The organism is Sphingomonas endolithica, assembly GCF_025231525.1.
Taxonomy (GTDB): Bacteria; Pseudomonadota; Alphaproteobacteria; order Sphingomonadales; family Sphingomonadaceae; genus Sphingomonas; species Sphingomonas endolithica.
Genome location: NZ_CP103057.1, coordinates 2,070,399 through 2,085,386 on the forward strand (window position 1 = coordinate 2,070,399; position 14,988 = coordinate 2,085,386).

10 protein-coding genes are annotated in these 14,988 nt (G+C 62.6%); 4 read left to right on the forward strand and 6 right to left on the reverse strand.

All coding sequences use genetic code 11. The annotated features are described in order from the left end of the window. Nucleotides 1-423 precede the first annotated feature (423 nt). Nucleotides 424-987, forward strand: coding sequence for a hypothetical protein (locus NV382_RS09750; RefSeq protein ID WP_260596562.1), 564 nt, complete (start codon nucleotides 424-426; stop codon nucleotides 985-987). Here NV382_RS09750 and NV382_RS09755 read toward each other — a convergent pair. The 4 genes from NV382_RS09755 to NV382_RS09770 form a co-directional block, all read right to left on the reverse strand. Beyond that, nucleotides 984-4,799 (reverse strand): DUF4297 domain-containing protein, encoded by a 3,816-nt coding sequence (locus NV382_RS09755; protein ID WP_260596563.1) that lies wholly within the window; start codon nucleotides 4,797-4,799, stop codon nucleotides 984-986. The two genes, NV382_RS09750 and NV382_RS09755, sit on opposite strands and share 4 nt — an antisense overlap. Nucleotides 4,800-4,882: 83 nt before the next feature. Next, nucleotides 4,883-6,646: a UvrD-helicase domain-containing protein gene (locus NV382_RS09760; RefSeq protein ID WP_260596564.1), complete on the reverse strand. Its 1,764-nt coding sequence runs from the start codon at nucleotides 6,644-6,646 to the stop codon at nucleotides 4,883-4,885. After that, nucleotides 6,643-8,421 carry an ATP-dependent nuclease gene (locus tag NV382_RS09765; RefSeq protein ID WP_260596565.1) on the reverse strand — a complete coding sequence of 593 codons (1,779 nt, stop codon included), beginning with the start codon at nucleotides 8,419-8,421 and terminating at the stop codon, nucleotides 6,643-6,645. Before NV382_RS09765 ends, NV382_RS09760 begins: the two co-directional genes overlap by 4 nt. A 298-nt stretch (nucleotides 8,422-8,719) precedes the next feature. Continuing rightward, on the reverse strand, nucleotides 8,720-10,354 hold the full coding sequence (locus NV382_RS09770; protein ID WP_260596566.1) for an RNA-directed DNA polymerase: 1,635 nt from the start codon (nucleotides 10,352-10,354) through the stop codon (nucleotides 8,720-8,722). Nucleotides 10,355-10,510: 156 nt separating this feature from the next. Here NV382_RS09770 and NV382_RS09775 point away from each other — a divergent pair, with 156 nt between their 5' ends. Genes NV382_RS09775 through NV382_RS09785 form a run of 3 tightly spaced genes read left to right on the forward strand, consistent with a single transcriptional unit; the run spans nucleotide 10,511 to nucleotide 13,262 of the window. Beyond that, nucleotides 10,511-11,122 carry a hypothetical protein gene (locus tag NV382_RS09775; RefSeq protein WP_260596567.1) on the forward strand — a complete coding sequence of 204 codons (612 nt, stop codon included), beginning with the start codon at nucleotides 10,511-10,513 and terminating at the stop codon, nucleotides 11,120-11,122. Between the two features lie 2 nt (nucleotides 11,123-11,124). Beyond that, nucleotides 11,125-12,282: an ImmA/IrrE family metallo-endopeptidase gene (locus tag NV382_RS09780; RefSeq protein ID WP_260596568.1), complete on the forward strand. Its 1,158-nt coding sequence runs from the start codon at nucleotides 11,125-11,127 to the stop codon at nucleotides 12,280-12,282. Beyond that, entirely contained in the window at nucleotides 12,279-13,262 is a 984-nt protein-coding gene (locus tag NV382_RS09785) for a toll/interleukin-1 receptor domain-containing protein (protein ID WP_260596569.1), read from the forward strand. The genes NV382_RS09780 and NV382_RS09785 overlap by 4 nt, the downstream gene beginning before the upstream one ends. A gap of 175 nt (nucleotides 13,263-13,437) precedes the next feature. Here the strand turns inward: NV382_RS09785 and NV382_RS09790 are convergent, their stop codons facing one another. Then, nucleotides 13,438-14,181 (reverse strand): DUF6582 domain-containing protein, encoded by a 744-nt coding sequence (locus NV382_RS09790; protein ID WP_260596570.1) that lies wholly within the window; start codon nucleotides 14,179-14,181, stop codon nucleotides 13,438-13,440. Then, the gene (gene xth / locus NV382_RS09795) at nucleotides 14,181-14,981 is read right to left on the reverse strand and encodes an exodeoxyribonuclease III (RefSeq protein ID WP_260596571.1); all 801 of its coding nucleotides are present in this window, start codon (nucleotides 14,979-14,981) and stop codon (nucleotides 14,181-14,183) included. Before xth ends, NV382_RS09790 begins: the two co-directional genes overlap by 1 nt. Nucleotides 14,982-14,988 lie beyond the last annotated feature (7 nt).

The window sequence follows — 14,988 nt, forward strand, 5'->3', positions numbered from 1 at the left end:
AACGCTCAGCGCCCTCCTTGCGCTTCTCAACTACGGACACTCATTCATCGGTTCGCGAACGCCCTAAAGCGGCGCTAGAATGGCGAAATTGGGACAAACCGGCCGTTCGTGAGCTCAGGCACAAACGTCTGCCTTCGAACAAACCGGTCATCCAAAGTGCCTCAGGGAGCAATCGGGGAGTAACTAAGCTCGGGCGTTTGCGAAAAACTGCTTCCAGGAAGGCAGTCCGAAAGAGCTTTTGTTGGCCGCTGCGGTGGTCTACACCTTTAATTCATATTCCATTTGGTTGGTAAAGTGATTGGTGTACTGCCAAGATTGTTATCTAAAACGTCAAGGGTTGTGATGGGTTTGAGGCATATCTCCGGCAAGCTCAGCACCCATGAGGGGAGGTTTTGCCGAAGCTGGCTGCAAGCAGCGAGTGACATGCGTGACCACCTTTTCGAGGATGGGAATGGCTTCGATCCCTTTCGTTACAACGAGACCGCGACGGTCGGCTTCCTCGTTGCTGCTGCGGGACGCGCGGGTCACTTTGCGCTTCCTGAGTTTACCGAGGACAATCGGCGATTGCCCGAGGGCCGTGTCCGAGCCGGCCGCTGCGATTTGTGGTTGGCCAGTAAGAACTGGGCGGTCAACTGGCTTATCGAATTTAAGCTCGGCTGGTACGGCCCCAATGCTCGATCCGGATTGGTTACGCACATGAACAATGCGATCAGCTGTGCATTTGATCGCGATCGCACGGAGGCTGACCATCGCCTGGGCTGCGTCGTCTATGCCCCCGGGCAGCGCTGGGTCAAAGAGAGTGCAGCAAAGCGGGCCAGATGGAAGAGCCATGCCAGGGTCGATGAGCTTGCTGCCAGCGTCGACTATGCCTTCGAGATCAGCGGGCCGGCGGGTCCTGCGCATGTCCTGCTCAAAAAGATTCCACAGCGCGCACTCAAGCCCGCGCTTCATCTGCTGCCGGAGGACCTGCTGCACTCATGCCCCTAGGAACCGTGATCGAACTCCGCTTGCTCAAGGCCAAAACGTAGCGCGGCAATCTCCTCGAGAATTGCCGGGTTGCCGCCATGTTGGGCTTCATGGACCGCGTCGGCATAGTCTGCCGCACCGCTGCGGACGCGGTCCAGCAAATCAGCGGCAACGGGGCCGAGGTTCGGGGCAACAGGCGCAAGTGCATCCGCCAGCGCTGATCTCGACTGCGTAAATTCGACCTCGAACCGGGCTCTAGCCCGGATCTCTACCTCAGGGCGGTTTGCAGTACCGAGCGACAGGCGATCCATCGACTGCAATGCCGAAGCCATCGCGGCCGCACGATCGAACATTGGCCACAGCTCGCTGCTAAAGGCCGGGATGCCGAGCTGTGCGATGAACGCGTTTGCCTCGTCCGGCAGGGGGAGCAAGGTGGAGAAGCCCGACTGAGCGAGCGAAGGTACGGCAAGTCCCTCTACTGTCGGCATCACGGTCAACCGGATCGTCTCGGGCAGGAGCGCACGCGCGGTGGCTGTGGCTATCAGGAAAATTCCGGCTTCGGCAAAGTTCGGGATCGGCACCATCACCAGCACCTTGCTCGGCGGCCAGGGAAGGATTGCGTCCTCGTCCTCGAACACGCGCACCTCAGCATCAATGCCGGCTCCGGAAAGGTCGTCCCGCAGCTCCACGCCCAGCTTCGTGCGCGCGGCGCCCGCGCGGTTCGCGACGGTCATACCGGCCATGCGCAAGGCGTTGCCGGGCCGCGCCTGCTTTACGACGGAAGGCCACCGCGCCATCGGCGCAACCTTGTCCTCGGCGAGCTCTCCAGCAATCGCACGCATCGCAGCCAGCGCAGCCCGCACACCCGACAGCGAGGGTGGCACGCCTCCGACCAGCCCCCAGGGCTCTTCGCGCTCCGCCTTGTTCAAATCCTCGAGCAGACCGCCCATCCAGCCGATGTAAGCCCCCACGCCGTCGGGGAGGTGGATAAACCGCCTGAGGGCGTCGGCGCTTGCGCCCAACAGGACGTTCTGCAGCTTGGTCACGGCATTGTTGAATTCGGTCGGACCAGCGCCAGTTGCGTCGGCGACTGCGATTGCGGGGGGGGTCAGGTCGCGAGCGGCATCATGGACAGTACCCAGGTGACCGAGCGATCTCTCCGGGAAGTTCCGGCCACGGAGAACCGGATCGAGTATTTGTTCTAAGGCGGGTGCCAGGCGATCGAGCATCGCGACGGTCTGCGCCAGATAGCCACTATAGGTGGGACTCGCGACGCGCATCGCGATGGCATCGCGCCAGCGGCGGTTCCATGCCGGCACCGCGGCGCTTGGCAGGTTGGCGCGCGAAATACGCTTTTCGGCAAGCGTTACGATAGTGGAGCCAGCGACCTCGCCATTCGGTGCGCGGGCCGCGGAAGCGGCGATGTCAGACCTTGGCGAGAGCGCGAGTACGACTTCACAAATCCGGACCACGGGCCCGTGCGTGTCAGCCTGGTCGGGGTCGAATATGTAATGGAAGTCGCAGCGGGCAACTCTTCCGTCCTCGGCATCCTCGAAGGTCACCGGCGTAGCCCAGGCGACCTCCTGCGGAACGCGCGCAACCAGCACATCTTCGCCGACCTGGTCCACGAGTGCTATCGCTCGGTTCCGGTCGATCTCGGCCAGGGTCCCGAGCAGGCCAGCGACGGCTTCGAGGGGGCCACCAAGGATATCGCTCGGCACCTCATCCAAGACCGCTTCGATCTTGGGATTGAGGGTCATTCCGACTTGCGCGCCGAGGAAGCGATCCACGGTACCCGGCTCAGACGCGCCTGCCAGCATTTCGCACAAGGCTTCATCCGGCACCGCCTCCAGTAAGGCCTGGCGCGGATCGTTCAATGCATCATTTCGGATCGCGATGAGGTCGGCTGCCGCTGCGTTCGCCAACCCCAACTGCCCGATCTCCGGCATCAACGTGCCGCCGATCCCGATGAACGAGGCGGCACCGACTTGCGTGCGCGCGAGCACCGCGACCGAGGGCATCGCCATCCATCGGTCGACCGCAGCTGCAATCTGAACTGTGCCAAGCCCACGCAATATTGCTGCTAGCGCATCAATGTCTCTCTCGCTCTCCACGCGCGCGGCAAGGGCCGCGACGGCTGCGGCAAGCGAAACGCCTCGCGAGAGGATGGCATCGGCAACCAGCGGCTCCAGATCAGCACCCGCGACCACGTTGACCGTACGGGCAAAAGTCGCTTCGATCGTCGGTGGGGGCACATCGTGGGTCAATCGCAGCAACTCAGCCGAGCGGAGCTGGTGCAGACCCGACAGCAGGCCGGGCGTAGCCTCACGAACGAGATGCTCGTCGATCAGGCGCTTCAACCCGCGCGAGACATCGTCCTCCGCCACCCCGAGCGTCGATGCCAACCGGTCGGCCTCGACTGTCGCCCCTGCTGAGCCGGCAAACGCGACAACCCGGAGGACTGCCAGCTCCGTCGCGCGGCCTGGATCGCGCTCGCGGGTTGCTACTTGATCGGCAAGAGTTTCCGCGAAACGCTGGCCGGCGCTGAGGATATGGACATATTCCAGGATCAGGCCTTGGCTGCGCGTCCAGGGCTCGCGCCAGCCAGACCAGTCGGTACGCCCAATGCGTTTGAGCTCGTCATAGAGCCGCTTGGCAAAATCAGGATCCGGCTCCGCCCTCACTTCCGCGGCGCGGGCGCGGCCGTCCAGAAGAAACAAATCCTCTTCCCGGATTGATCCCAGCAGGAGCGCGCCGGGGATGGCGGCAAGCTCGCGCGTCAGGACGTCCCAACCCTCCGCGCCGCGACGGCCAATGTCATCGACCACCAATCCTACCGGACTGCCCGGTCCGACACGCAATGTACGAAACAGCTGGCGCAGGGCAGCCAAGTCGCGAGAATCGACTCTGAGCAAGCGATACCAGCGCACCGTATGGCGCAGAGCGTAGGCCGTGTCCCACATGATCGCAGACTTTCCCGAGCCCGACGGCCCAGCGACCAGCGCGGCACCACGTGCCTCGAGCCCGCGTGCCAGAGCCTCGCGCGGTCCAAGCCGGGGAATAACCAACCCCGCCGCGACATGGCCGGGTTGGACATCGACCCCGAGGTAGAATTCTGGATCGTTGATCGGCGTCAGGAAATCGGCTGGTTCACATGCGCCATCTCGCAGCGCGCGCTCGATCTGCGCGGAATCGACGGCCGCCAGAGTCTGCGTGACCGAGCGCTCCGTGTCGCTAACCGAGAGACCGCGATAGTCCGCTGGGCGCAACCGGCCGTTCTGATCAGCTAGCGCGCCGACCTCACCAAGCAGCTGCGCGAAGCAGATATCCGCGGCGATCGGCAGGCATCCGGTTCGATTGACGATGAGCGCAATCGCAGCCTCCTTCGGCTCGGCGACCTCTTCGATGCTGGTTTTGGCCAGCAGGCGGCGACCTCGATCTCCCCCAGGTAACTGGCGCTCAAGCGTTGCCCCGATCTCGATGCGGCCATCCTGTCTGGCGGAATGGCCAATGATAGCGCGTTCAATGACGAGTTCGAGCCCGACGGGGGCTGTCGCAACCTTGTCGTGACGATCCCAGAGATCTTTCAGATACTGCTTCGCATTCGATAACGGCAGATCTCCAAGATGCTCGCGCCGACTCTTCACCTGCACCAAGGTGCTGCCGACCGCGCTTCTGCGTTCGACATCATCATTCCCTTCCGGGATGATAATCGCCAGTTGATCGACACCCGCCCACGCGCGAACTGCCAGCAAAACAGCAACGGCATCCTGATAGCGGAAGCCGCGCCCAGCGTTGGAGCCATGACGATCGTGGGTGGCTGTCCTGCTCATTGCTACGTGGACTCTGCTTTGGGGTCGATCACAACAGCGGACACTCATCCAGCCAGCGCTGCTTATAAAGGGCGGCAATAACTTCAGTTCAGAATGTTGATGCCATCGTGGCCGAGAAACGGACTTGGAGGATTGCCCCACCTGTCCCGTTCGGCAACATACATCAAGAACCGCTCGGCCCTGGTGATGGCGACGTAGAACTGTCGCTTCTCCGCCGCGACGTCCGTCGTATTGTAGTAGGGGAAAGAGCCCGTGCGCATGCCGATGATGCAGACCGCAGAGTATTCCCGGCCCTTTGCGGCGTGGATCGTTGATAGGCGAAGCGCGCGCGTCGGGCTGGCGAACAGGCCCAGGTGCTCGATGGAGAGGTTGGTGACGTCCACCTTATGCCGGGCCATATCGGCCTTCATTTCCTGCACGGACGCGTAGAACAGTCCAGACTGCAGCTGGTCAACGTGCCCGGCCTGCCGGAGGATGTCGCCTGTGGCCTGCGACATGGCGTCAAGCCAGCCGAGCGCGCCGTGGCCTGCCTCGGCGAGCCGGACAGCCTCGCGCTGCAACCTGACCAGAATCCGCCGACCGCCGAACCCAAACAGATCGAGGTGGGTCTCGCCGCTCGCGTCCTGGACCGTGTGGAAGAGAGCTCGCTCGAGCTGCCGTGTCGTATCGGGCGACGGCTCTATGATAGCGCCGCAGAGCTGCTCGGCGAGCTGGGCAAATAGGCGCGACCGCTTATAAGGCCTCGCGCCTGGTCCGACGATCGGCGTGCCAAAGTCCCGCAGCAGCCGCGCGAGCGCTATGAGGGAATACCAGTCCTTCGCCAGAATGGCGGATTCGCCGAGCGGGATACGGTTGATCTCGAGCGTCGGCAGGAAGTGTTCCGTCACAGCCTCGAATGCCGTGCCGCCTGTGACGAGCACGGGCTCCAGCGGGCAATCGCGCGTCGAGCCGGCAGCCGTCATCGGTGGTACGCGTGGTAGGAGCCGCTCCCCATGGTTCACGATGCGCTGGCTCGAACGAAAGTTGAGCGACAGGCTCAGGTCGGCACGCGCGCCGATGTGAGCGCCGAAGGGCGCCACCAGTTCAGGCCGTGCGCCGGTGAAGCCGTAGATGGACTGGAGCAGGTCGCCAACCGCGAAGAACCTAGAACGCCCAGTCGCGTGCAGCAACTTGAGTATCTCGACCTGCAGCTCGGTGGTATCTTGGAATTCGTCGACCAAGAACCATGGGTGTCGGGCGCACAGGGACCGGGCGATCTGCGAATAATCGCGCAGCAGCAGGTAGGCGCCGTGGACTATTTGGCCGAAGTCGATATAGCCGAGCTGCGCGCAGCGGCTCCAGAAGTGAGATGCCGCGCGGCAGACTGCCTCGTTCCTCGAAGCCAGCCCGATGATTCTGCCGGCAGCGTCGACGCTCAGGCTTTCGAACGCCTCGAGATCTGACTGCTGCAAATTTACCAGGTTCACCCGAGCGGCCGCATATTCGCAGATCGGCTCGAAATCTGGGTTGTCGCGGGTCAGGACCTTTCGCGCCCCCCCGAGTTCAGGCCTAAGCCATGCGAAGGGCCGCAGTACCGAGTGCAGGCAGAACGAGTGAATTGTCGAGACGTGGATGTGGCGTTCGTCACCGGCCTGCAGCTGTTCGCTGGCGCGCTGCTCGATCTCCTGCACAGCCGTATTCGTATAAGTGATACAGCAGATGGACTTGGGCGTGCCGCGTACGCCTTCGATCTCCTTGACCAGCTTGGCAATCAGGGTGCGCGTCTTGCCGCTTCCCGGACAGGCGGTGAGCAGGAGGTTGCCGGCCCAGTCGACGGCTCCGCGCTGCTCCCTGGTGAGCAGGCTCACCATAGCCTGAGCCAGTTTACCGCTTGCTCGATGTAAGGCGGCAGGCGACCCGCCTGCTCGACGTGTCGAGCCGCCGCCTGGGCGAACCGGGCCTTGCCGAACCGGATGGCAGTCCTCAGAACCTTTTTCTTCAATTCCTCTGTGACGCCGAACGTGACGGCTGTCTCGAGGTTGGCCTTGATCCGCGGAGCGCCGAGATCGCCGGCAGCGGCTGCCAGCATGCCGGCGTTCCCGTCGAGCGTGATCTCGCGCTCGAACGTGGTCGCGCCGACGAACACGCGGACGAACTCGTTCTGCAGCGCGGCCAGGTCCTCGGGCGGCACCACGTCATCATCAGGTTCGGTGGTACCCGGCACCCGGTCGGCATCGGCGACGATGGCACACCGCTTGGGCATGCAGTCGGGCGCGAACATCCGCGCGAACGGGCCGAAGTGGGTGCCATGGATCGCCACGACCGAGATGCCTTCGCGCTCGAGATCGACACCAATGACCCGCTTCACGAGTGGCGGGATGAGCAGGAGTTCGGCAGGCCCCTCCACAAGCATCACGCGCCGGGCAAACAATAGATTCGACTTGGTCGCGTCGAGGTATCGCTCCAGGTCTTGCCGGTCGTTGGACGTCAGCCCCGCCGCCCGGCTCGGGACGGCTGCGATCGCTACCCCGCTGGGCTGCTGCGAGAGCACCGCGAACGACGAGAGCGGCGCGCCTGCAGTCACCTGAGTACTGTGCGTGGTAGCGATCACCTGGAAAGGCAGCTGCCGCATCGCGTCCATGAGTGTCCCCTGCAACTGGGGATGAAGGTGCGCCTCGGGCTCCTCGATCAGGATCAGCTCGCCCGCCGCGTCGCCGTTGGCGGCGCGCTTCCTGAACTGCTCGATCAGCATCGCGATAAACAGGATGTTGTTCAGGCCTAGGCCATTGCGGCGCGGCTCGACATTTTGGGCGAGCGTTCCCGACAGGAGAATGATCAAGTTACGCATAATCGAGTGGAAGGTCGGCGCGGAGAGCCCAAGGCCGACGTCGAGAGAGAACGCCGGGCCGGTGATGTCCTTCAGCGCGCCATCGATGGAGCCCGCCAGGTCCTTGATCGACGGCGAGCCCTCGATCTGCGCGTTGACGGCCTTGACCGCGGCTACGATCGCGGCCTGCTCGACCGGGTCCACCTCGCTAGCCTCGATCAGCTTCATCAGAGGCGAGCGCCGGAACTGCTGCAGGTCGGCCTCCACGTCGCGCAGCGCCGGCAGGAACACGACCAAGTAGGATTGGAGGATCTGTAGCCCAACGGACGTAGCGCCGAAGTCACCGTTCTCGTGCGACCACTCGATCGCCGCTATGTCGACCGCCGGGTTCCCGCCACCGAACAGTTCCCATCCAAAGTCGTCGAGCGTGAGCGGCCGGTCGAGTTCCTCGGCGGCGATGGCCTCTCGGATCAAGCGCTTCGGACGGAAGCGGTAGAAGAGGCGCGCCCGGTCCGGACCGATCTGAGTGCCGTGCAGCAGCGCCTCCTCATTCTCATTGCCGGCGAAGCCGGTGAACTCGACAGCGACCAGCACCTGGAAGGGCTGGGTCTGGTCGACTCCACAGTGTACGTCCTCCTTGCTCAGCGCCCGGAACGCGGAAGACAGCGTGACGTCGAGGCATAGTCGTATCCCATGCAGGAGTGTCGACTTGCCCGCGTTGTTCTCACCGATGACGACAGTCGCCGCCTCGGTGACTGGGATGTCTAGCGTCTGTATCGCTCGTAGGTTCTTTATTACAATCCGACTCAGCCTCACTGCGCTTCCCCCCGACTCCCCCAACCATGAAACGCACGCGGCTCGGTATCGTCAAGCCGCTCTCAATGACGATGCACGCTTGCCGTTAAGAACGGCAAACAGTCGTGTTCAACGGCTAGGCGGATGCTAACCAGACCGTGGTGCATGGCAACGGAGATAAGTGCGGTTGCGGACTAAAGTCTGCAACTTCTACCTAGCTGGTCCTACTCTGAGCATGACCACCGACGGGATGGGAGGCGGTCGGTCAGCGACATCTTAGACCCAACCAGCAGTACCATGCACCGTTAACCGAAGCCGATCAGAGTGGATAAGCGTCGAAACCGCCAATGTCATCATCGTCTTCCTCCTCGTCATCGTCGTCGTCATATTGGCTGCTGCGTTTTTCGATCGCTCGCTCGACCTCAGAATATTCGTCCAAATCCACGTCATCGAAGACTGGTGGAAGTCGGCTGGCATCAAAGATGGAAATTCCCTGCGCGATCAGCTCGGTGATGAGGTCATTTCCCACCTCGAGTTCGGCGTGACGCGTCCACTGCCTGACCTTCCATTCGAGCAGCAGAGGCCAGAACGATCCGTTGCCGCTTTCTCCATTCACCAGCGTCCAAGCGGAATCGAAGATCTGTGGATCGACAAGTCCGGCCTCAGCGGCCGAGAGGATGGCGACTGCGGTCAGCGCTCCGCAGTTGAGGATCGCGGCCTTGGCCGTGTCCAACGGCACGTTGATCTCCAGGCGCAACGCGGCGTAGGTGGCCCAGCAGACTTCGCCGTCGTTGCCCAGCCTGCCATGGCGTGCAATCAGTGCCAGGAGAACTGGGGCCCACCGCACAACATCCAGATCGCCGCGAGCGAGATGCCGCCACACCAGCATGCGGGCGACGTAGTCGACAGTATGACTGTAATGGGTCACCGAGCGCATCAAGAAGGGCTCGATCGTGGTCCAATGATCCGACGGCACGACGGAGCGGTCCAGATACCGTAAAGTATACTTCAGCACCCCGTCGTCTGACGTCAACGCGGTCATAGAAAAGGCGTGCTCAAGAGCGGAACGTAGCCGCTCGGGGACCCGTCGGACGGGTGATGCCAAGGCGAACTCGATCTTAGCGGCTATGTCGGTTGGCCAGCTGTCGGAAAACTGGAAGTCGTCGGAGTGGATGCGTGTCTTGGATTCGTTGATGTCCAATTCGAAAGCGCGGATCGATTCCCGGTACCGCCACAAGGCCGCTTCGGCCTCCGCGTGGGTGTCCGCTCCGATCCACACGTCATCGACGTGGCGGATCACGGTAGAGTCTGCGGCACCACCCCGCGAGACAAATTCCGCGTCGATTGCCGCGCCGATGAATTCGGCAACGTAGCGGGATGCATCCGGGCCGACAGGAATGCCGACGGTCTGCCCATCCTGCCCGTGGCGCAGGATCTGATCGAGGCGGTTGGCATAGACGGCACCCGAGTTCGCTCGCTGATCCGCCTTGGCCGCGGGCTTGCCGTGAATGGCCCAAGGAACGGAGTGCGTGTAGATCGAATGGTAGAACCTGGAAATGTCGGTTCGTGCCACGAAACGGTATCTCGCGAGCCGGAGCAGCCGCTGCTCCTCAAGTTCGCCATGCGAAGCGATTTCAACGGCTCGGTCTCCATCGGGAGTATGCCGGGGTGCTGACAGACTGAAGGTGCTGTTCGAAATGAATTGGTTTAGCGACACTGCACGGGCGGAAATGAACTCTGCCAAATCATGCGAGGTGCCGGGATGGATAAAGGAGAAGACCCTCCGCGTCAGCCCCCGCTTCGATGCATTGTAGGTAGCAGCCCGTGTCGGCTTACCGCGGCTGAAGAGCTCGTTGCGACCGGCGAGATAGGTGCCGAGCTCATACGTCCTGAACGTAGGAGGCAGGTTCTCTGGCAGGTGTCCCTTGGTCAGCAGGTCCAGCTTCAGCGTCATGCGGCGAAGCTATAGCGTCGGCCGTGTTACCCGAAGCGATTTCGGATCGCGCATAGTACACTACCGTTTGCTCGGTCACGCATCACAGTTGACAATATGAGGGGCGGTTGACAAATTCGTCCCGTTGCCCGATGAAGACGGTCGAAGGGGAGTGCTATGCGGCCGTGGGATTATCACCGGGAACTGACCGAAGACCGGCTTGTGAAGGTCGCGCAATTGCTCGCCTTGGGTCGTGGCAGCGCAGTTGATCGGTTCGACCCTGCGATTGGTGACGACAACTGGACGCTGGGGGTCTGCGCTTACAATTACGGCTGTTTCCAGATCGCGAGAGCTGCTGGCACGCCAGGGTTTGAATGGTTGGGCGTTATCGACGCTGGCAAGCATTTCCAGTTCAGCATCGGCGGTGTGCCGATGCGTTTCTGGCGGGGCGATCCGACTGAGCCGACCGCCAAGATTGTAATTGCCACTCCCCGCGAGCAGCTTCTGCTCGACCTGGAACCTGGCGTCCCAACCGCCGGAGTGCTGTTTCGCATTGGCGTGATCACCGACATCGATGGTGCGCTTCTGGGCGCAAGCTTCGTTGCGCTTCGGAACGATCAGCCAGAGACTGTCTGGCCGCTGCCGCTCGCCGAGGCTGAGCCGCTGATCGTTCTGCTTGGCGACGAGCGGCCTGAAGGGCGGGATCTGCTGCCGCCTTCCGTTGGTGACATCGGTGACGATGAAGACGATTACGGTACCGAGGCCGACGCCGGCCCCGACGGGATTTAAGCGTGGTGTCCAGGGGAACTACGCCGGGCCGTGGTCCGGGCGATCGCGCACGTACGTTCCACGGTGACAAGCTGCGGCTGGCGCGGCTGCTCGCCGGATTGTCGCTAGACGAACTGGGCGGCTTCGTCGCGACCAGCCGGCAGTTCGTTCATCAACTGGAGACGGGCGCCAAAGAGCCGACCGATGAGTTGCAGGAGGCACTGGCGTCAGTCCTCGCGGTTACACCGGCATTCTTCTCGAATCCGGCGATCAATCCCGTCCGCGAGGAGGATTGCCATTTTCGCCGATTGGCAAGCGCCCCGCGCGGGTTGGTGGCTCAAGCCGTTGCGCGCGGCACTGCGATCGAGGCGCTGGTGGACGGGATCGAGACTCAGGTGCGCTTACCGGTCGTGGATTTCCCGGAATCGGCGCGTCCTACATCTCCCGACGCGATTGAGCGCGCTGCCGAGGAAGCCCGGCAGCATTGGAGACTTGGCCTTGATGGCCCTGTCACCAGCATGACGCGCGTCCTGGAGAATGCCGGTGCGGTGGTCGTCCAGTTCGATGATCTCACCGAGCGCATAGACGCGTTGTCGATGGCACGTCGCCGTCCCATTGTGGTCCGGTCAATGGCCAAGGCGGCAGGCGCTCGCCTTCGCTTCGATCTTGCGCATGAAGCCGCCCACCTTGTCATGCATCAGGGGATCGTGACGGGGGACAGCGTTACCGAAGGAGAAGCGCATCGCTTCGCCGGCGCCTTCCTTATCCCGCGTGGCGCGTTCGCACGAGAATTTCCTCGGACGAGGCGCGTGCTCGACTGGAACGCCTTGTTCGCCATGAAGCTACGCTGGAAGGTTTCGGTGCGCGCCATCGCTCGTCGCGCGTTTGATTTGGGGCTCATCGATGCCGCACAGTATCGTACGGCCAATATTCAGTTGGTTAAGACCGGTCAGGCGAAGACGGAGCGATACGATGACCGAATTGTCGTGGAAGAACCTGAATTGTTGAATTCCGCCGTTGCATGGCTCGCCAAGCGGAATGGCGTTGCCCTTCATCGCCTGCTTTCCGAACTTGGGATGGCTCCAAGCCTGTTTACACGCCTTACCGGCCAACCCTTGCAGCCTCTTCCCGACAACGTCGTGTCGCTTCCCATGACCGGCGCAACAAGGCGACCGTCATGACGACCGGTTTCATTTCCTATACCCACGCAGATACGGCGTTGAAGGACCAGCTCGTTCAGCACCTAGCGCCGTTGCGGCGCGAGGGGCTGATCGACCTGTGGCACGACGGGTTGTTGCGACCGGGCGAGCATCTCGACCCCACGGTTCAGGCGGCTCTAGCCGAATCTGATTTCGTGATCCTGCTTGTGTCGGCCGCCTTTATCGCATCCGAGTATTGCTACGAACAGGAGATGCTGCGGGCGTTCGTACGTCAACGGCAAGGCACCGCTCGCGTCATCCCGATCATCTTGCGCCCGTGCCAGTGGAAGGGCGTGCCGATCGGAAACGGGGAGACGCTGGCGGAATTCGTTGCCCTGCCCAAGGACGGCAGGCCGGTGACCAACTGGCCCGACACCGACATGGCTCTCGACAATGCGGTCGGCGCGATCCGCGAAATGTTAAAGGCGCGGCTCGGCTCGCGCGCGCCGTCGGAATCTGGCGGTATGCCGGTCGCTGCCGAACCAACCTCAACACGTAAATCCGTGAGGTCAACCAACCTGCTCGGTATCGCGGCGAAGCCCACTGACCTCGACCGCGACCGGTTTCTGCGTAGCGGATTCGTGGCGACTGCGACGCTGTTCGAGCAGAACCTTGCCGAACTGAACGGCTCGGATCCGCGCATCGACACCGATTTCGAACGGATCGACAGTCGTTCGTTCGCGGCGAGCGTCTATCTCGATGGCAAGCGGGTCGGCCAGATCAGCATCTGGCATGGCGGCGATATGTGGCGAAACGCGCTATGCCTTAGCTACGACGCCGCGACCAGCACGCGCAATTCCATGAACGACTGGCTGCCCGTCGAGGAAACGCCTCAGGGTCTCGCATTTGGCGCACGGAACGCGATGTCGCACGTGAGGCCAGACGGGCCGCTCGATGAGAACGGTGCCGCCGCCTATTTTTGGGACAGCTTCCTAAATCAGGTCCGCAGCCGAATTCGATGACGTGCTGGTGGGGATACGATGCTCGGTCATGAATGAAGGGCGGCTTACCGCATCCGCTTCCCCAAAGCCGCCAGGCCGTGATCCACCCAAAAGCGACAACAACGGCTGCCTAAATTTAATGCCAAATTGAAGCTGGACGCGCAGTGCCAGTCTGCCTCAGGCACTCCTCAACCGGTCACTTTCCGATCTCGCGCCAGCTCTTCTCCGTCACGTCGACGCCAAACTTCTTCGCTGCCGCCTCAATCCGCTTCCATGCGGCGTCGCGTTCACCGTCGGTGACATCCTTTACCTGATTGAAGCGCGCGATAGCGTTCCGCACGTGGCTCGCATTCTCGAGCGGCTCCTTCCTCTGCTTGGCAAAGGCGAAGGAACCCTTGTCGAGTTCGTTGCGATCGTCGGCGGTGAGCTTGGTCATGATCGGCTCCTTGGCTGGATGCATCTGAACGCCCGTCGGGGACGGGTGGCTCCGGATCGTGGCAAAACGGTCGAGCAGTGGTACCTGGCTGGCCAGCATGTGGCGCCGCGCTTCATCGACGCTGAACCATCGCGCTTCGTCTATCTCGGGCACAGTCATCTTTCGGCCGCTGCGCGGAGGCCAGTCGATTTCGACCGTGTTGCTCACGATCGTGGTGGTGTCGAGGTCGCGTTCGACGGCATAGGCAACGACCGTCTTCCCTCCAGCCTGCCGGATCTCGCCGAGGGACTCGACTGGCTCGACTACCTCGATCCCCAACTCCTCGGCCACCTCGCGGCGTGCGGCCGCCTCGTCTTCCTCGCCTGGATCGACCAGCCCCTTCGGGATCTGCCAAGCGCCGACGTTCTTGTTTCGCCAGAACGGCCCGCCGGGGTGAACAAGCAGCACCTCGAAAGCGCCTGCCGGGCGGCGGTACAAGAGAATGCCGGCACTTCGCGCCGCCATTATGTGCGCTTAGCGCGCTTCGCCTGGCCATCGGCGAGCTCAATCCACACCGGCGCATGGTCGCTGGTCTTCTCCCAGCCGCGGACGTCGCGATCGACCTGCGCGTCAACCAAGCGATCGGCCAGCGCTGGACTGAGCAGCAGATGGTCAATGCGCAGCCCGGCGTTGCGGCCGTAGGCGTTCCGGAAATAGTCGAAGAAGGTGTAGATGGTCTCGTCCGGGTGGATCGTTCGCAATGCGTCCGTCCAGCCCTGTGCCGTCAGCCTGAAAAAGGCGTCTCTCACCTCCGGCGCGAACAGCGCGTCATCGACCCAGCGCTCGGGTTTGTAGACGTCCCGCTCAGTCGGCATGACGTTGAAGTCGCCGGCGAGCATCACAGGCAGGCCGGACTCCAGCAATCCCGCGGCGTGCTCGATCAGCTTGTCGAACCAACGCAGCTTGTAGTCGAACTTGGGGCCGGGGCGCGGGTTGCCGTTGGGCAGGTAGAGCCCGCCGATTAAGATACCGTTCACCGCAGCCTCGATGTAGCGGCTTTGCGCCGGGTCGGGATCGTCGGGCAGACCACGCCGCGTCTCGTGGATCTCGCCGACGCGGCTTAGCATCGCCACGCCGTTCCAGCTCTTCTGTCCGTGCCAGATCGCCTTATATCCGAGGTCGCGTATCGCCGCTTCGGGGAACTTGTCCTGCGGCGCCTTCAGCTCCTGCAAGACGACAACGTCTGGCTGGCTCTCCGTAAGCCACCGCAGCAGCACGGGCAGCCGGCCGTTTACGCCGTTCACGTTGTAGGTAGCGATTTTCATGCAGGCT